Below are 17,056 nucleotides of genomic sequence, written 5' to 3' on the forward strand. Positions count from 1 at the left end.
TGTTTTTCAGTTCAGCCAGCGTCCACGCCTCAACCTCACCTCTCCACCAACAACCCCGAAACCAGCGTCAGAAACGCCTCCACCGCCTTTTTCGACACCGCTTTCGGGTCCTCGGCACTGGCGATCCAGAGTGCGGCACTCAAGGTGGCGCCGTTGACGAGGCGGGCGGTGGCTTCGGCGTCGACGGGGCGGATCGTGCCTTCGTCGATCAGCTTCTGGAGGCTTGCGGTGGTGGTGCGGATGCAGGCGCTCTGGCTTGGCCATTGCGACGGATCGCCGAGTACCGCCGGTCCGTCAAGTAGCATGATCCGCTGGATTTCGGGCTCCAGCGACATTTCGATATAGGCGACGCATTCGTCGACGAAGCCGCGCCAGGTATCGTCGGCCCGGCTTGAGATCTCGCAGAGACGGTTTGATATTTCCGCGTCGATCTGCATGACCACCGCCATCAGCAGGCCCTTCTTGTCGCCGAAATGGTGGTAGAGGGCGCCACGCGTCAGCCCGGCGCCGGCGGTGAAATCGTCCATCGAGGCCTCGGCATAACCTTGGCGCGCAAAGGCGTGCCTTGCCGCGGCGATCAGCTTGGCCTTCGTTTCGGCGATCATTTCCTTGCGCGGCCTGGCGGCGCTCCTTGGGCTCGTGTCGGGAGCCATATCGGTGACGATCTTGTCTGCCATCTTCTCAGCCATGCGGACTCCGAATTATTCGCATACGCTCCGTATGTGAATTGACATACGAAATGTATGCGACTATTTACCTCACATACGCGGCGTATGTAAGTCCTCATTCAAAATAACCCAAGGAGCAGGTTATGCCCAATCCCTATCGCGAAATATTCGCAAGGCCGGGTACGAAAGGTTTTTCCGCCGCCGCCTTCGTGGCGCGGCTGCCGCTGCCGATGACGACGATCGGCCTTGTCGCCATGCTTTCCCAGACGCATGGCGAATATTGGCTGGCCGGCGCGGTCTCGGCCACGTTTGCCCTCGCCAACGCCTTCATCTCCCCGCAGGTGTCGCGCTGGGTGGATGCGAAAGGCCAGTCGGCCGTGCTGCTGCCGACGACGATCGTCACCTTCCTGGCGCTGATCGGTCTTGCCGCCGCCGCCTGGATGCGCTGGCCGATCTGGACGCTGTTTGCCTTCGCCCTCGTCGCCGGGCTGATGCCGAGCATGATGGCGCTGGTGCGCGCCCGCTGGTCGGAGATCTATCGCGACCGGCCTGAACTGCACACCGCCTTCGCCTTCGAATCTGTCATCGACGAGCTCGTCTATATCTGCGGCCCGGTCTTCGGCATCGGCCTCAGCGTCGCGCTCTTCCCGGAGGCCGGCGTGCTCGCGTCGGCCGCTTTCCTGGCGGTCGGCACGACGCTCTTCGTGGTCCAGAAATCGACCGAACCGAAGGTCGATCCGCAGCGGATGAAAGGCGGCGGTTCGGTCATGCGGCTGCGTGCCATGTGGTTCCTGGTGGTGCTCTGCGCCGGCATGGGCGTCATCTTCGGCACGGCGGAAGTCTCGGTCGTCGCCTTCTCGGAAGCGATGGGAAACAAGGGCGCCGCAAGCTACATCCTGTCTGCCTATGCTGCCGGCTCCTTCGTGGTCGGCATCGTCTTCGGCGCCATCAAGTTCAAGTCGTCGCTGGCCCGCCGGCTGCTCTTCGCAAGCCTCGTCGCCGCCGTCACCACGCTGCCCACGCCCTTCGTCGGCAGCCTCTGGGGGCTGACGGCGGTCATCTTCCTTGCCGGCGCTGCGATCTCGCCGACCTTCATCAGCGCCATGACCCTGATCGAACGCATCGTCCCGTCCTCGCAGGTCACGGAAGGCATCACCTATGCGATGACCGGCATGAGCATCGGCTTTGCCGCCGGCTCCTCGCTCGCCGGCTGGACGATTGATGCCCATGGCGCCTCCAACGGTTTCTGGGTTGCCGTCGCCGGCGGCGCGCTGGCGCTCACCACCATGCTCACCGGTTTTGGATTGCTGAGCCGGTCGGAGCCGCAGGCCGTGCCGGATGGCGTGGCGCTCAATCCCGCCGAGTAATGGGAGGGGCCGCCGCGGCGGCCTTTCAACTTTCCGGCGACAGGCGCTCGAAATAATAGCGTTCCATCTCGGGCACGTAGCGCACCACCTGAAATCCGGTCTTTTCGAGCAGTCGCCGCGAGGCGGCATTCTCCGGCCGGGCAAAGGCCCCGACCTTTGGCAGCTTCAGGACCTCGTCGGCTTCATGCATCGCTGCCGCCGTCAGCTCGCGGCCAAATCCCTTGCCCCAGCTATCGGGGTGAAAGTAGTAGCCGAGCTCGACGCCCCAGCCAGGATCGAAAGGGTCGTCGTAAAGCCCGCCCCAGCCGATGATCCGGCCACTCTCCTTCAGTTCGACCGTCCAGGGCGCGTAACCGTCGCGCCGCCGCCGCCATTCGTGCACCGCCACCCGCCGCCGGCATTCCCTCGGTGAGCCGTCCACATGGGTGAACCGCATCGCGTTCGGGTCGCCGAGGAATTCGAACAGGGCAGGGACGTCGGTAAGCTTTGGGCGCCTGAGGATGAGCCGGTCGGTGACGATCATCGATGGGAACCGCTCAAGCACGCCGCTTGATCGCCCAGGCCTCCGGCCTCTCGGCAACCACTGTCGCAATATCGCCGACCTTGATCCGCCCGGTGCCGCGCGGCACGGCGTTCCAGCCGAACAGCGGTCCGGGCACGCGCCGGTCGGCGGACATGCGGATGCGGCCCATGGCGGGGATCGGGTCCGGCACGCCGCGCGAGCCGGTCTGCTGGTCCTGCGTGGTCATGATGCAGCGGGCGCAGGGCTTGACGAAATCGAAGCGGATGCCGGCGATCTCGATGCCGGTCCAGCCGTCCTCCGCCCAGGGTTCGTCATGGTCGAGCACGATATTCGGCCGAAACCGTTCCATGCCGACCGCGCCTTCGCCCTTGGCCGCCATGTCCGCATTGAGCGCGGCGAGCGATCCGGTCGTGGTCACCAGCACCTGGTAGCCGTCCGCAAAGGTCACCGGCGAATTGTCGCCCGCCCATTCGGGGCTCGCGACGCGTCTTGCCTGTTGGTCGAAGAACACCAGCCGAATGTCCCGGCCGAGCCATTTCGACAGCGTCGCATTGGCCGCATCGTCGGCAAGCGCCGCGTTGACGCTCGATTTCCACACCACCGTCTCCATGCGCCGGTCCGCCGGCGGCCGGGCGACGCGGATCTCACCTTGCCCCTCCATCGCGAAGCGCACGGCATCCTTGTCCGGAGTGACCTCGAGCCTGGCAAGCGGCTGCAATTCCCGCTGGGTGATGAACATGCCGGTCGGATCGACGACCATCATCTCCCGGTCGCCGGGAATGCCCGCGGCCGTGATCTCCGCTTCGCCAAGCGCAATGCCGCGGCCGCTCTTCAGGGGATAGAGGTTGAGTTCGCTGATCCGCATCGGGGTCTCCTTCAGATCTCGTCGATGAAGAGGTCGAGGACCTGCCTCAGCCGCTCATGCCGCTCGGTGGCAAAAGCCCGCCCCGCGGCCGTCTGGAAGCCGTCGGCGAGCTTGAACAGCTTCACCTCGAAATGGTCGATTGCAAACGCCTTGTCATCGAGCGGGCGGTGTCTGGCGAGCGGATCGGCCGGGTCGTAGAGGCCGGACCCCATCCGCCCGGCGATATAAAAACAGCGCGCCGCGCCCACCATGCCGATCGCATCCAGCCGGTCCGCATCCTGCAATATCCTGGCCTCCAGCGTCTCGGGCACGATATTGGCCGAAAAGCTGTGTGCCGTCACCGCATGCGCGACGGCCGCGATATCCGTCTTGTCCCATCCGAGATCGGCAAGGACGGTCGCGGCCTTCTCCGCCGCCAGCCGCGAGGCCTGTGTCCGCAGCGGCGAGTTCTTCTCCACCGAAACGCAATCATGCAGCAGCACGGCGGCGGCAAGCACTCGCCCGTCGCCGCCTTCCTTGGCATGGATGCGCATCGCATTGCGGAAGACGCGGAGAATATGGGCGATGTCGTGCGAGCCGTCGTCGCCTTCGGTCGCATGTGGAATCAGGGTATCGGCAAGCGCCTCGAAAGGCGAAAAGGCGGCGGCCAAGGAAGCGACAAGCGAAGTGGTCACGAAACGGGTTCCTGGGAATCAACGGCGGCGGGTTCACCGCTCTTGTTCACCAGAATGCGCTGGTAGAAAAGCCCGATCCCGATCAGCACCGCACCGAGCCCGATGAACGACAGCGCCCGGAGAATCCCTTCGAGATTCGACATGTCGACCAGGAACACTTTTACCACGGCGACCAGCACGAGACCGGCGGAGGCGAGCCGCAGGCTCTTGGCGTCGAGCTTGGAGCCGATCGCCAGCAGCGCCACGCCGATCAGCAGCCAGACCACCGAATAGGTATAGGTCTCGGCGGCCATGAACCCCTTCCAGTCGGCAATGTTCTCGCCCTGCCAGAAGCGCCGCACCGAAAGCGTCGCCCACAGGAAACCGAGCACCGCGCCGGCCAGCGCCAGCATGATCACATAGGGCATCGGCCGCCGCCCGCGGGCGTAATAGGCGACCAGCGCATAGGCGAGGCCTGGCAAGAGATAACCGAGCAGCAGCAGGTTGAAGAAAGGCCAAGCGCCGGTGTTTTCGCCGCTGAAATAGGGGTTGAGGCCGAACACGTGCAGCGACAGCGCATTGGCGGTGGCGAGCACGCCGGCGATCATCGAACCCCAGCGGAAGACAGGGCTTGGGCGTTTGAAATCGAGCGTCATCAAAATCCCTGAGAAACCGACCGTCAGCAGCGTGTAGATCGACTGCTCGCCGAGCGTCGGCACCCGGTCGTCGAGCACGCCGCCATTCATCGCATGGCGCACCAGAACCGCGACCGTCATCAGCGAGGCGAGCGACGCAAGCGCCTGCATCAGGTTGCGGATGCGGAAATCCGAAGAGTCCTTCAACAGATAGGCGGTCACGATCGCCAGCAGCGTCGGAATGCCGTAGCCCGGCAAAAGCGCGTTGAAGAACGGCGTGGTGCCAAGGCTGTTCTGGCCGATCAGCGTCGGCTCCCAGGCGATCCGCCCGAACACGATCAGGATAGCCGCCGCCATCATCCACGGCAGCGCCGGCCATGGCCGAGCCCGCATGCCGAGCACATAGGCAAACCCGAGTACCGAGACGAGAATGGTGGTGACGATGCCGTTGGTCAGCGCGTGCAGCGCCAGCGTGAAGCCCGCAAACGATCCGGCAACGACCAGGTTGGCCGCCCAGTCGATGCGTCCTTCGCTCGTCTCGTCACGCTCGCGGAACAGCCATTCGGCGCCCGCCAGCAGCACGAGGCCGAGGCCGAGCCCGTAAAGCCCATGGGTCCAGTCGTGCCCGAGATTGCCGAAATTGAGGAAGCTGATGGTCGCCAGTGCCACCGGCACGCCGGACATCAGGACGCTCCAGACCATCGAAAATTCCGGTTCGGTCTTGCGGAAGCGCTTCAGGAACGCAAAGCCGAGCAGGGTGAAGACCGCCCCGAGCAGCAGGCTGACGCCGACTTCCGTCGCATAGGTTACGACCGGCAGCGGTTCGTTGCCGACCGGTTGCGGCACATAGGTATCGAGGAGCAAAAGCGCCACGACGAAGAGGTTCAACACCGCCCCGCCGGCGGCGATCATCGCCGGCCAAACCGTATAGGCGCGGCTGGCGCCGAGTGCGGCGAGTGCCGCGATCACGGCAGCGGAGGCGAAATACGGATCGACGCCGGTGACCGAATCCGCCACTAGCATGGCGAGCGCCGGCAGAGCCGACATGATCGCGACCGAGAGCGTGATGGTCAGCGGCTGGCGTCCGAGCAGCCCGCTCCAGCCGCTCTTTGCCACGCGGTCGGTGCCATAGACGGCACCCGGCCAGAAGAAGCCGGTGCCGGCGATCATCACGATCAGCGTCAGCGTCGGGGGCATCGGGTCGAAATCATTAGCGCCGAACGTGTAGGCGATCGCCCACAGCCCGATGCCGATATTGGCGAGCATCGGCACGATGGTCCAGCGGCGGAAGCGCGAGGCGGCGTTGACCGCGACCCAGGTGAGGCCGAGGAAGATGAATAGCGCGTTGGCGTTCGGTTGTTCGCTGGCGACGAGGGCCGGCGTCAGCAGCGAGGCGAGCAGGCCGAGCCCGGCGAGCGCCTGCCCGTGCAGCAGCGACAGCCCGATCGTCGCGAAGGAGACGAGCGCCAGCAGGATGAAGGCCGGCGTCGCGCCGATGAATTCGTAGACTCCGTAGGCCGCATAGATAGCGCCCAGCAGCGTCACTGCTCCCGCTGCCGTCAGCGCGCCGGGGATCATTGCATTGCTGAACCGATCGGATACCTGCGGCATCGCCCGGCGCCGGACGATCTCGCCGCCGGCCATCAGCACGAGGCCGAACAGGCAGGCGAGCACGAGGCGCGCGCCCGGTCCGAGCAGCCCCGCCTCGATCGACGCGCGCACCAGAAAGATGCCGCCGAAGGCAAGCGCCACGCCGCCGACCCAGACCGGCCAGCGGGCGCCGAGATAGCTCTCGAGATTTTCGCGGTTTTTCGGTTTTGCGGGCGTTGGTGTCCGTGTCGTCGTCGCGACCGGGGCGGGAGCCTCTTCGCGGGCCGCAACGTCCTCGGCCGCCACGCTTGCCGCAATCGTCTCCTCCGGCAGGGCCTCTGCCGCAACCGGTTCGGCCTGGGGCACCGGTTCTGCTCGAACCGCCGGTTCTTCGGTCACCGCTTCGGTGGCGATAACAGCCGCCGCAGCGGGAACTGTCGCCGGGGCAGCCACGGGTGCCGCCGTGGAAACCGGCTGCGTGGAAAGCAGCCCGACCTTGATCGCCTCCAGCTCTTTTTCGAGCGCTGCCACCCGGGTCGATGTCTTGCGGTAGAGCCCCACCATCAGGATCACCAGCAGCAGGAGGAGGATTTCGATCATCGGCACGCTCGCGGGTGAAGGGTTCAATCAGCCGGTTATACAATTGCCGGCCGAGGGAAGGGAAGAGCCGTGTTCCACAACCAATCAGGCGCCGGGTTGGGTGTCGGTCACGGTCCCGTGCCGCAATGACCGTGTCCCATCCGCGCCGGTCACCCGGCCTGGAAAACACCCCGCAAGTGCTCGACGACCTCTGCAACGCTCGGCCCCTGGATCGGCGGCGGTACCGACCGTTCGCAAAATTCCCGCCAGACGAAGAACGTCAGTTCTGCGCCATCTGTGGCGGTCTCGCCCGGGCCTTCCGCGAAAGTGTTGAGCATCCGGTAGCGATCGTCCTGCCAGAAAAGTGCTTCCACCCAGCCGTAGATCGGGATCACGTGGAAATGGATCGAATGGCCCGGCGTATGGCCGTAACGCCCGATATAGACCCGCTCCGCGTTCAGGCCTCGGCCCAGCGCCCTCTGAGCCTTCGCCATCAGTGGCCCGAGTTCCCGCAACGCCTCCTCCGCAAGCTCGGAGAGATCATTCACAAAGCGCTTCGAGCCGATCATCAGATAACCGGGAAGGGCGGAATTGGTCCGGTGGTTGACGAGCCAATGTTCGGTCTCGAAGACATGGAATTCTGGAGGAATGCGCATCTCGACCGACCTTCTGCAGACAGTTCCCCCAAGCGATAGCAAATAGCGGCAATTCGGCCAATGTATCAAAAAGGGTCATTTGACCTTTACATTGAGTGCAAATGGCCTAAACTTAAGGCCAAGCAGGAGCCTTGCCATGGAAGTCGCAGCCAGAAAAGAAAAAGCGGAACAGCTGACGGCCGTCGCGCTGAAGGCCTTTGGCAATGTCGTCGCCGAATGGGGCGTGCCGGTGAACGAAGCGGCGGCCCTCGCGGACATGTCGGAAAGCACCTGGAAACGTGCCCGAAAACCCGGATATTCCGGAGGCCTCACCAAGGACCAGATGCTGCGTCTCAGCGCCGTCATCGGCATCTACAAAGCCCTGAAACTCTATTTCAGCGATCCGATTGCTTCCAGATGGATGACGTTGCCGAACGAGGGGCCGCTGTTCCGCGGCACCCGCCCCATCGATACGCTGATCGACGAGGGGCTGCCGCAATTCCTCGCGGTGCGCAATTACCTCGATGCCCTGCGGGGCGGCGCGTGATCGTGACTTCGGTTAGCGACCGGGCCCTTGTGCGGCTGATCCCGGCGACCTACCACAAGCCGCCGAGCCTGCGCGGCCTGGTGGATAGCGACGAGGAACTGGCGATCCTTGCCGAGATCGAGGGCATGACCAGCGCGCGGCTGACCGCCGAGCGCGGGTTGAACCTCTATCTCGACCGCCGCGAGCTCGCCTGGAAACGCCGCAAGCACGACCTGCAGGTCTACGGCAACACTCATATCAACGCCGCCTTCACCTACACGCGAAAAGGTGGAAACCGCTTCAACGACGAAAACCGCGGCGCCTGGTACTGCAGCTGGGACACAATGACGTCGATTGCCGAGGTCGCCTTCCACAAGACGCGGGAACTGCGGTTCATCGGCGTCTTTGAGGAAACGGCGCGTTATGTCGAACTGCTGGCGGATTTTATCGGCGAGTATCCGGACATCGCCGACGAGAGGGAACACCCGGCGCTCGATCCGGATCCCGCGATCGGCTACCCCCAGGGGCAGGCGCTCGCCGAAAGATTGAGGCGCGACGGGCATGATGGACTGATCTATCCGTCGGTACGGCACGATCAGGGCCGCTGTCTCGTCGCCTTCGAACCGACGGCCATCCGCAACGTCCGTCCGGGCGCTTCCTGGGACATCGTCTGGTCGGGCAGTGAGGAATACGACCTCAAAGCCGTGTGACGGCGATCGCCGAGCAGATTCTCGTAAAAAATTTGGGCATCGGGGCCGGCTTCCTCGTGAAAAGCCGGCCCCGATGCATCCTTTCCTTCAGGTCCGCTGCGTAACCGGTTCGTCCGCACCGTGAGGAGCCGGAGGTCCGCTCTCACCGGTGACGTCGCGGGTTTCTACCTGAGGGTCTGGAATCTGTTCCGGCGATTTGTCGCCAAGGAATTTGTCGCCAGGGAACTTATCAAAGGCGAGCTTGACGTCCCTGGTCAGGTCACGGCCGGTTTCCCACCAGTCGCTGCTCTTCGTCCAGTAGCGCAGCGTCAGCTTGGCGCTGCCGGCATCGAATTCGGACACGTAGACGGTCGGCGCCGGATCCTTCAGCACCCGCCTGTCGCCGCTGGCGATCGCCATCAGTTTCGCCTGGGTCCGGCCGATGTCGCGGTCGGTGCCGATGCTGACCGAAATCTCGTTGCGGCGTGTTTTCAGCCGGCTGTAATTGGTGATCGGCACGTTCCACAACGTCGAGTTCGGCGCCAGCCGATAGACGCCATCGGCGGTCCGAAGTTCGGTCGCAAACAGTCCGACATCGACGATCGTGCCGGTGACGCTGCCAGTCTCGATGCTCTCCCCCACCCGGAACGGCCGCAGGACCAGGAGCATGATGCCCGCCGCGATGTTCTGCAGCGTACCCTGCAGCGCCAGGCCGACCGCAAGGCCGATCGCGCCCAGCGCCGCGAGCACCGATGCCGTCTGCACCCCGAACTGGCCGAGCACCATGACGATGACGAGAACCAGCATCGCATAACGGATGATATTGGAGAAAAATTGCGACAGCGTCGCGTCGATGCCGTGGATGCGCGACAGGCCGCGATGGGCCCAGCGGCTGATCAGGCCGGCGGCCATCCAGCCGAGAATGAGGAGAACGATCGCACCGACGGCGGAGAAGGAATATTGCACCGCCAGCGCGCTCAACTGAGCGAGCGCCGCTCTGGTTGCCACAACAAATTCCGACGCCTGGTCCATCCGGCGGTCTGCTCCTTCTTTCGGTTTCGCCGTTAATTGGCGCAGCAGGCCGCGAGGTCAAGAGAAAAATGGAGGTTTCCCGCCTCCAGCTAAACAATTAGGAAAATTCAACTTTCAGGTTCAAGGCGAGATTTTTAGCGGCAGGATGAAGGACGCCCGGCCGTCGGTCTCGGCGCCGCGGCCTATCCCCTTGATGGCGGCGATCAGCCGGCCGTTGCGGCCAAGCAGCCGGTCGCCGATCTCGATCAGTCGCGTATTCGGCGTCGCATGCGGCGCGACGCTGCGAAGCCTTGCAGCCAGTGCGAAGTCGTCTTCCTCGGGGTGTAGCGAAAGCGCGGCGATCACCGCTGCGGCCGGAGAACGGGAGACACCCATCCAGCAATGGATGACGATCGGCGCCGACTGGTCCCAATTGCGCACGAAGCCGATCAGGCTTTCCACATGCACCTCGCTCGGGGCGATCAGGCCTCCCGTGCCGGCAAAACCGATATCGTTCATCGCCAGCTTCAAGTGGCGCTCGGCGGAAATCACGCCCGGCCGGTGAAAGTCCTGGCCCTCGGCAATCAGGCTCACCATTTCGCGCGCCTTGTGCCGGACGGCTGTCTCGGCGATGGAACTCAGCGGGCAGACGACGATCGCGGTCATGGTGCGTTGCCCAGGGCTTTGCGCTCGGCCTCGATCTGATGGAATCGGTCGAGGAAAAGCTGTTGCGCCGTCAGCGCCGGCATCGGCTGGATCGGCAGCATGTCTGAGGTGATGCCGCGCGGCTGGCCGAAGAATTTTCGCGCCTCCGTGACCGAGAAGCCTGCAAGTTCCGTGGCCTCGAAAAAGGCAGCGATCGTATCGGCCTTCTTGATCAGCGCCTTGAGTTCGCGGCTCGGATGCGGCGGTAGGCCGAAACGCAGGTGGATCGCGGCCTCCAGCCGCTGCTCGACCGCCTTATAGCCGCCGCCGACCACTGATTTGAACGGCGAGATCATATCGCCGATCACATATTCCGGCGCATCGTGCAGCATCGTCATCTGCAGCGCATCGGGCGCGCAGGCCTCGTTGCAGCGGCGAAAGATCTCCTCGACGACAAGGCAGTGCTGGGCGACCGAAAACGCGTGGTCGCCGCGCGTCTGGCCGTTCCAGCGGGCGACGCGGGCAAGTCCGTGGGCGATATCGGAGATTTCGATGTCGAGCGGCGAGGGGTCGAGCAGGTCGAGCCGGCGTCCCGACAGCATTCGTTGCCAGGCACGTGGTGCCGTCACCACTGGGCTCACGTCTCGGCCTCTTCAGCCTCGGCGGGGAAGGAGAGCCCGCTCCAGGCGGGAAGCGCCAGGCTGACCGCGACGTCGCCGGCTGAAAGCGCCACACCACGCGCCAAAGCGTCGCCGACGCGGTCGATGCGCACGATCGCCAGGCCCTTGTTGCCGGAAACCGATCCGAGCGTCCCGACCGGCTTGCCGCCTGCCACGATCTCGGTGCCGGAAGCGGGCAGGGCGGCATCGCCCGAAACGATCACCACCCGTCGCCGAGTCGTGCCGCGATGCTGCATGCGGGACACGACCTCCTGCCCGACATAGCAGCCCTTCCGGAAGGAAAGCCCGCTCGTCTGGTCGAGCAGCACGTCGTGCGGAAAGGCATCCTGCAGCGCATAGTCGTGACCGGAGATCGAGATGCCGGCTTCGATTCGCAGCGCGTGATAAGCCTCTTCTGATCCGTCATCCAGATTGCCGGGAGCGCGGGTGAGGGCGATGCCGGCCTTGGCAAAGGCCGCATCCTTCACCGAGCCCTTGCCCGAATCATCACCCCAGAACACGGTGATACCGTCTTCCGGACCGGCCGTGATATCCACGGCTGCGCGCAGCTTGTACATCGTCAGCCGCCGCATCAGCGCCTCGCGCTGCGCCGTCTCGGTCTCCATGACGAACCCGTCTCTCTCCCGCCAGACCAGGAAATCGAACAGGATCTTGCCCTGCGGCGTCAGCAGCGCACCCGGCCGGGCTTCACCTTCCGGTAGCGAATCGATGTCGGTGGTGATCAGCCCCTGCAGGAAATCCTGCGCATCCTTGCCGGTGAGGCGGATCAGGCTTCGCGAAGGAAGAAAGGCGGCGGGCATGGCGCGGGAATCCGGTTGTTCTGAACCTGAGAGTTAAGTCTTCGCAGGGGCGGCGGCAAGGCATGCCGGGCGGCAAATGCGGTGGCGGCCGAATATGCCGCTACACCCCCCTCTGCCCTGCCGGGCATCTCCCCCTCAAGGGGGGAGATTGGCTGGGGGTACCGCCTGGGGTCCAATACGCCAGGTTATCTTTTTGGGACGTTATTATTGGGATGGACCCGATGCGGCAATCCCCATGATCTCCCTCCTTGAGGGGGAGATGTCACGGAAGTGACAGAGGGGGGTAGCGACGGTTCGGCAAATGCAGTGGTGGCGACTGACGCGAAAAAAACGCGAGTCGCCCGCTCAGTCGCCGCCGGAGAAGAACTTCCATTTGCCGTCCGGGCTGATGCCGGCGCGGAAGAAGTTGTAGTTGCCGTTCTCTTCCATGCCGGCGAGGTCGCCGGCCGTCACGATGCGCAAAAGGTCGACCCGTTCGGGCGGCGTCAGCTTCGAAAGCTGCTTGCCGGCGAAATAGGGCCAGACATAGGCTTCTTCCGGCGTGCCGATGTCGAAATGCGCCGCGCCGGTTGAAAGGATATCGAGGAGGATGGCGAGGATTTCCTGGCCGTCCGCATCGCCCGAAAAACTCTTCAGCGTTTCGATCGGATCCTCGAATTCGCCGTTCATCACCTGCGTCTGGGTGGCCCCTGTTCCCATCAGGTCGCGCAGGCGGGTGACATCGCCCGAGGCCGCGGCCTCGACGAGCTTTTCACGCATCTGCTTGACCGGCGCCGGCAGCTTGGTCATGTCGCGGATGATTTCCGCCGGCTTGTCGTCGCTCGGCGCGGTGTTCGGGTTTGCCGGCGGAGCGGTCGTCTTGGTGCTGTCGCCGGCCTGTGCAGATCGATTGATTGCGGGTCCCGGCTGCGGCAGGGTCGTGCCTTCGAAAGCCTGGACGATGGCGCGGCTCTGGCCACGCTCCGGTTCTTGTGGCTCGACGCTCGGGCGCAGCTCGGACAGCGCCAGGGCCTGGCCGCCGACCGCCATTGTCATGGCGGCGGCAAGCACGATTGCCGCCGAAAGGCGGATGGAGAGCTTGGGCATCGTCGTTTCCGCCGCGTTTCGCACGGGAAACCTCTATCGTTTATTGAACAGTGCGCTCGGGGGAGAATTCGCCGGCGAGCATGCGGCTCTTGAGCGAATCAAGCATGGCTTCGGCGCCCATTTCTCCATGAATGCGGATGGTTTCCCGCATGGCAAGTACCAGAGCTGCGTCGGCAATGATTTCTGGCTCGATACCGTCGGCACGGCCGTCTGCCCATGCCTCGCTCTGATATTCCAAGGCAGCCTGCATCTTCTCATGCACAATCATGTCGTCGATGTCGTTGCGGCCTGTCTGCATTCTGTCGTCCTCGGTGCCCGTTTAATTACTAGCCCGTTAAAAACTTTATCAGCCTTTTATCAAAACGACACGGCCTCCCGCCAAAAGAGGTAAATAATCCTCTAATTTCCGAAGCGCGCTGCGATTTCTGTCGCAAGTGTTGCGCCTTCGATACGATAACGCTCCTCGGCTGTCCTGGCCGCATCCGTGCAGGACGTATGCACGGCTGCAAACGACCGATACCCGCGGTTGAAGGCCGCAGTCAACCTCTCGCGGCGCTTCGGCTCGGTGCCGGTATCGGCATCCAGCAACTGCTGCATCGAGGCCCGCCATTCGGACGTCGATGCGCCGCAGAGCGCGCGCAGATACTGGATGGAGCCGAGCACTTCCGCCAGCCGGGTCAGATGCCCGTCGTAGGGCGCCGGCTTTTCCTCGGCCGCCGGGGGAGGCGGTGGCGGTGCGGACGGCTGCTGTTTCGTCGACTGGGCGGCAAGCGGCGTTGCCGCGAGGATAGCAACCAGTGTCAGGCAGCCAAGTCGCTGAATGAGCTTCATGAACGGGTCCCGATGCGGCGCGATTGCGCCGGTCTTAGCGAGCCTTCTTAGCGGGCATTGATCTCCGCCGCCAGCCTCTCGGCGCATTCGAGCACGCTCGCCGGCACGGACAGGCCGCGGATCTCTTCAAGCGTATACCAGCCGGCATCGGCCGCATCGTCGGCGGCGATCGCCTGGGTGTCGGGGTCCGCCTCCACGCGAAAGACCGACAGAAAGAAATGCTGCCCGCCTTGCTTCTCGTTCTTCAGATCATAGGTGGCGAAGAGGACGGGATTGCGCGCCGTAATGCCGGTCTCCTCGGAAAATTCCCGCACTGCCGTCTGCTCCGGCGTCTCGCCGGGCTCGGCCCGACCGCCCGGAAACGCGAACAGATCCATCGACGGCGGGTTCACACGCCGAATCAGCAGAAACCGGCCATCGCGTTCGAGAATGGCGGAGGACGCGGCTTGGGGGGATTGGGGCATACTACGGTCTTTGCGTCTTGTCTTATTAGGCGGCACTTAATGTCGGAATCTTGCTGACGTCCACCTCGCGTTCCGCGTGCCAGGCGTCATAGGCGGCCTGCATGCGCAGCCAGATAGCGGCACCGTCGCCGAACATCTTCCCGAGTCGGGCCGCGACATTTGGGGAGATGGGCTTGCGCTCGCGCAGGATGTCATAGAGCTGCTGGCGGGAGATACCGAGCAGTTCGGCGATCTCGACCTTCGTCTTGCCTGTCGCGGGGATGATCTCATCAAGCAGCGCCCCGGGATGCGACGGGCAACGTTCAATCGGCCTTTTCACGTCATATTCCGCCATCGATCTCATCCCTAAACCGCCGCTTCAATGGTATTGCTCGAAATCAACACGGGCGGCGTCCTTGCCGTCGAATTCGAATGTGATGCACCACGGCCCGTTGACGTGAACGGTATAGCGGGTCGGATCAAGGCCATGCAGGGCATGAAAATCAAACCCCGGCAGGTTCATGTCCTCCGGGCGCTCGGCCGCTTCAAGACGGTCCAGCCGCACAAGGATGCGCTTGTGCATCTTCGCGTCGATCTTGCTCGTCTTGCCGCTCTGGAACAGGGCAGCCAGCGCCTTGTTCCTGAAGGATCTGATCATGCAGCATGTAAGTATATTGCTTACACGAGGTCAAGGCTGTAAGCGAATAATTTACATGTGGCCGTGCATGCCCGCGTTATGACGGGATCGCGCAGATTTCGGTTTCCATCGTTTCGATCATATGAAAACGTGCCCCAGATGCCATCTCCTTCAAGCCCACGTCTCCCATGAAAACTTACATCCTCTACGCCATCGCCGCGCTTGCCGAGATTGCCGGTTGTTTCGCCTTCTGGGCGTGGTTCAGGCTGGAAAAGCCGGTCTGGTGGCTGGCGCCGGGCGTTGTGTCGCTCATCGTCTTCGCCTGGCTGCTGGCGCTGGTGCCGAGCGAGGCGGCGGGGCGCACCTACGCGGCCTATGGCGCCATCTATATCCTCGCCTCGATCCTCTGGCTCTGGGCTATCGAGGCCCGGGTGCCGGACCGATGGGATGTTCTCGGCGTCACGGTGTGCCTCGTCGGCGGCGCGATCATCCTCTTCGGTCCCAGAAGCGTATGACATCGGCGCCCGATCATCAGCGCTTGACCCTTCCAAGGCCCGATGCCACATAGTCTGCATGTGCGGACGCTACGCCCTGACGGCGACCCCCAAGGATATTTCTGAATTCTTCAACCTGGCGGATCTCGATGATTTCCCGGCCCGCTACAATATCGCCCCGACCCAGCCGATCCTCGTCGTCATGTCGTCGGAAAAGCGTGAGCCGGGCAGCAACCTGCCGGAGCGCCGCGCCTTCCTTGCCCGCTGGGGCCTGATCCCCGGCTGGGTGAAGGACATGAAGGAGTTTCCGCTGCTGATCAACGCGCGCTCCGAGACGGCGATCGGCAAGGCGTCCTTCCGCGCCGCCATGCGCCATCGCCGTATCCTGATCCCCGCCAGCGGTTTCTACGAATGGCGCCGGCCGCCGAAGGAAAGCGGCGTCAGGCCACAGGCCTATTGGATCCGCCCGAAGCGCGGCGGCGTCATCGCCTTTGCCGGTCTGATGGAGACCTGGTCTTCTGCCGATGGTTCCGAGGTGGATACCGCAGCGATCATGACGACGGCGGCCAACGGCGGCATTCGCCACATCCACGACCGCATGCCCGTCGTCATCGAGCCCGAGGATTTTGCCCGGTGGCTCGACTGCAAGACGCAGGAGCCGCGTGAGGTGGCCGACCTGATCCGGCCGGTTCAGGAAGATTTCTTCGAGGCGCTGCCGGTTTCCGACCTCGTCAACAAGGTCGCCAACATGGGGCCGGACCTGCAGAAACCGGTCGCGGTCGCGCAGCCGGAAGAGGAGCCGCCGAAAAAGCCGACACCCGACTCGACCCAGATGTCGCTTTTCTGACCCTCGGCTCTCTTCCTTCAGACGGACAATTTCATGAACCTGTTTTCCGCCGGCCTTTCCGGCCTCGCACTCGGTGCTTCGCTGATCATCGCCATCGGCGCCCAGAACGCCTTCATCCTGCGTCAGGGGCTGATCCGCTCCCATGTCTTCATCCTCTGCCTGATCTGCGCCCTTTCGGATGCGACACTGATCGCCGCCGGCGTCGGCGGGCTAGGCACCCTCGTTTCTCGGTCGCCGGTGCTGATCTCGGTGGTGACGCTCGGCGGTGCGGTGTTTCTCGGAACGTACGCCTTCATGGCCTTCCGCCGGGCATTGAAACCGGCCGCGATGGTCGCAGGCGCGCCGGAGCCGATGGGGCTGAAGGCGGCGGTCTTGACCTGCCTGGCCTTCACCTTCCTCAACCCGCATGTCTATCTGGATACGGTCGTCCTGCTCGGCAGCCTGTCTGCGGCCTTCGAAGGAGCGGAACGGGTGGCCTATGGCGCCGGTGCGGCGTTGGCCTCGTTCGTCTGGTTCTTCGGGCTCGGTTACGGCGCACGTTTCCTGGCGCCGCTGTTTGCCAGACCCGCCGCCTGGCGGGTGCTGGATGTCGTTATCGGCATCGTCATGGGCCTGCTCGCGCTCGGGCTCCTGTGGAGCTTTTTCAGCGGCGAATGACGCCGATCAGCCGACTGATCAACCCGCCGGAGTAAGCTTCGGCTTGCGGTTCAACATCAGGGCGGCCGCAACCACGGCCTTCAAGCCCAGCGGACGGTAGGGCGTGGTCATTTCCGGTTTTGATTCGATCTTCTTCTCGGTGCTCATGGCTGTCTCCTCAACACGCGAATCTCTTGTTTGCATTTTTGCGATCGC

At 63.9% G+C, this 17,056-nt stretch carries 23 protein-coding genes; 6 read left to right on the top strand and 17 right to left on the bottom strand.

The window, feature by feature from the left end; genetic code table 11:
* Window positions 1–35 precede the first annotated feature (35 nt).
* Complete coding sequence (locus RG540_RS04830; RefSeq protein ID WP_038593075.1) at window positions 36–653, bottom strand: TetR/AcrR family transcriptional regulator; 618 nt, start codon at window positions 651–653, stop codon at window positions 36–38.
* A gap of 158 nt (window positions 654–811) precedes the next feature.
* On the opposite strand from RG540_RS04830, the gene RG540_RS04835 reads away from it, so the two are divergent.
* Window positions 812–2,035, top strand: coding sequence for an MFS transporter (locus RG540_RS04835; protein ID WP_038585208.1), 1,224 nt, complete (start codon window positions 812–814; stop codon window positions 2,033–2,035).
* A 25-nt stretch (window positions 2,036–2,060) separates the two neighbouring features.
* Here RG540_RS04835 and RG540_RS04840 read toward each other — a convergent pair whose 3' ends face one another.
* The 5 genes from RG540_RS04840 to RG540_RS04860 form a co-directional block, all read right to left on the bottom strand.
* Entirely contained in the window at window positions 2,061–2,579 is a 519-nt protein-coding gene (locus RG540_RS04840) for a GNAT family N-acetyltransferase (RefSeq protein ID WP_244446621.1), read from the bottom strand.
* On the bottom strand, window positions 2,572–3,423 hold the full coding sequence (locus RG540_RS04845; RefSeq protein ID WP_038585213.1) for an MOSC domain-containing protein: 852 nt from the start codon (window positions 3,421–3,423) through the stop codon (window positions 2,572–2,574). The genes RG540_RS04840 and RG540_RS04845 overlap by 8 nt, the downstream gene beginning before the upstream one ends.
* A gap of 11 nt (window positions 3,424–3,434) precedes the next feature.
* Entirely contained in the window at window positions 3,435–4,073 is a 639-nt protein-coding gene (locus tag RG540_RS04850; protein WP_038593078.1) for an HD domain-containing protein, read from the bottom strand.
* A gap of 20 nt (window positions 4,074–4,093) precedes the next feature.
* Entirely contained in the window at window positions 4,094–6,901 is a 2,808-nt protein-coding gene (locus RG540_RS04855) for a DUF2339 domain-containing protein (RefSeq protein ID WP_157884580.1), read from the bottom strand.
* A 149-nt stretch (window positions 6,902–7,050) separates the two neighbouring features.
* Window positions 7,051–7,536, bottom strand: a complete 486-nt coding sequence (locus RG540_RS04860; protein WP_038585214.1) for an HIT family protein — start codon at window positions 7,534–7,536, stop codon at window positions 7,051–7,053.
* Window positions 7,537–7,672: 136 nt separating this feature from the next.
* Here RG540_RS04860 and RG540_RS04865 point away from each other — a divergent pair, with 136 nt between their 5' ends.
* Window positions 7,673–8,062, top strand: coding sequence for an MbcA/ParS/Xre antitoxin family protein (locus RG540_RS04865; protein WP_038585217.1), 390 nt, complete (start codon window positions 7,673–7,675; stop codon window positions 8,060–8,062).
* On the top strand, window positions 8,059–8,751 hold the full coding sequence (locus RG540_RS04870; RefSeq protein WP_038585220.1) for an RES family NAD+ phosphorylase: 693 nt from the start codon (window positions 8,059–8,061) through the stop codon (window positions 8,749–8,751). Before RG540_RS04865 ends, RG540_RS04870 begins: the two co-directional genes overlap by 4 nt.
* An 87-nt stretch (window positions 8,752–8,838) precedes the next feature.
* Here RG540_RS04870 and RG540_RS04875 read toward each other — a convergent pair whose 3' ends face one another.
* The 10 genes from RG540_RS04875 to RG540_RS04920 all read right to left on the bottom strand — a co-directional run bounded on the left by RG540_RS04875 (window position 8,839) and on the right by RG540_RS04920 (window position 14,884).
* Complete coding sequence (locus tag RG540_RS04875) at window positions 8,839–9,762, bottom strand: mechanosensitive ion channel family protein (protein WP_038585223.1); 924 nt, start codon at window positions 9,760–9,762, stop codon at window positions 8,839–8,841.
* A gap of 120 nt (window positions 9,763–9,882) precedes the next feature.
* On the bottom strand, window positions 9,883–10,407 hold the full coding sequence (locus tag RG540_RS04880) for a tyrosine phosphatase family protein (RefSeq protein WP_038585225.1): 525 nt from the start codon (window positions 10,405–10,407) through the stop codon (window positions 9,883–9,885).
* Entirely contained in the window at window positions 10,404–10,988 is a 585-nt protein-coding gene (locus RG540_RS04885) for a YfbR-like 5'-deoxynucleotidase (protein WP_038585228.1), read from the bottom strand. The genes RG540_RS04880 and RG540_RS04885 overlap by 4 nt, the downstream gene beginning before the upstream one ends.
* Window positions 10,989–11,023: 35 nt before the next feature.
* Window positions 11,024–11,866, bottom strand: a complete 843-nt coding sequence (gene ygfZ / locus RG540_RS04890) for a CAF17-like 4Fe-4S cluster assembly/insertion protein YgfZ (RefSeq protein ID WP_038585231.1) — start codon at window positions 11,864–11,866, stop codon at window positions 11,024–11,026.
* Between the two features lie 345 nt (window positions 11,867–12,211).
* The gene (locus RG540_RS04895; protein ID WP_038585234.1) at window positions 12,212–12,952 is read right to left on the bottom strand and encodes a hypothetical protein; all 741 of its coding nucleotides are present in this window, start codon (window positions 12,950–12,952) and stop codon (window positions 12,212–12,214) included.
* A gap of 40 nt (window positions 12,953–12,992) precedes the next feature.
* Complete coding sequence (locus tag RG540_RS04900; RefSeq protein ID WP_007752665.1) at window positions 12,993–13,250, bottom strand: hypothetical protein; 258 nt, start codon at window positions 13,248–13,250, stop codon at window positions 12,993–12,995.
* Between the two features lie 101 nt (window positions 13,251–13,351).
* Complete coding sequence (locus RG540_RS04905; protein ID WP_038585237.1) at window positions 13,352–13,783, bottom strand: TIGR02301 family protein; 432 nt, start codon at window positions 13,781–13,783, stop codon at window positions 13,352–13,354.
* 47 nt (window positions 13,784–13,830) lie between these two features.
* The gene (locus RG540_RS04910; protein ID WP_038585240.1) at window positions 13,831–14,247 is read right to left on the bottom strand and encodes an NUDIX hydrolase; all 417 of its coding nucleotides are present in this window, start codon (window positions 14,245–14,247) and stop codon (window positions 13,831–13,833) included.
* Between the two features lie 25 nt (window positions 14,248–14,272).
* Window positions 14,273–14,590 carry a HigA family addiction module antitoxin gene (locus RG540_RS04915; RefSeq protein ID WP_407668866.1) on the bottom strand — a complete coding sequence of 106 codons (318 nt, stop codon included), beginning with the start codon at window positions 14,588–14,590 and terminating at the stop codon, window positions 14,273–14,275.
* A gap of 15 nt (window positions 14,591–14,605) precedes the next feature.
* Complete coding sequence (locus tag RG540_RS04920) at window positions 14,606–14,884, bottom strand: type II toxin-antitoxin system RelE/ParE family toxin (RefSeq protein WP_038585245.1); 279 nt, start codon at window positions 14,882–14,884, stop codon at window positions 14,606–14,608.
* 167 nt (window positions 14,885–15,051) lie between these two features.
* On the opposite strand from RG540_RS04920, the gene RG540_RS04925 reads away from it, so the two are divergent.
* The 3 genes from RG540_RS04925 to RG540_RS04935 are packed head-to-tail and all read left to right on the top strand — an operon-like array spanning window position 15,052 to window position 16,861.
* The gene (locus RG540_RS04925) at window positions 15,052–15,378 is read left to right on the top strand and encodes a YnfA family protein (protein WP_038585248.1); all 327 of its coding nucleotides are present in this window, start codon (window positions 15,052–15,054) and stop codon (window positions 15,376–15,378) included.
* Between the two features lie 58 nt (window positions 15,379–15,436).
* A complete protein-coding gene (locus RG540_RS04930) occupies window positions 15,437–16,204 on the top strand; it encodes an SOS response-associated peptidase (RefSeq protein WP_038585251.1) in 768 nt (255 codons plus the stop codon).
* 39 nt (window positions 16,205–16,243) lie between these two features.
* Complete coding sequence (locus RG540_RS04935; protein WP_174479294.1) at window positions 16,244–16,861, top strand: LysE/ArgO family amino acid transporter; 618 nt, start codon at window positions 16,244–16,246, stop codon at window positions 16,859–16,861.
* Window positions 16,862–16,879: 18 nt separating this feature from the next.
* Here RG540_RS04935 and RG540_RS33450 read toward each other — a convergent pair whose 3' ends face one another.
* The gene (locus RG540_RS33450; protein WP_255759033.1) at window positions 16,880–17,008 is read right to left on the bottom strand and encodes a hypothetical protein; all 129 of its coding nucleotides are present in this window, start codon (window positions 17,006–17,008) and stop codon (window positions 16,880–16,882) included.
* Between the last annotated feature and the right edge of the window lie 48 nt (window positions 17,009–17,056).

Source organism: Neorhizobium galegae bv. orientalis str. HAMBI 540, from assembly GCF_000731315.1.
Classification (GTDB): Bacteria; Pseudomonadota; Alphaproteobacteria; order Rhizobiales; family Rhizobiaceae; genus Neorhizobium; species Neorhizobium galegae.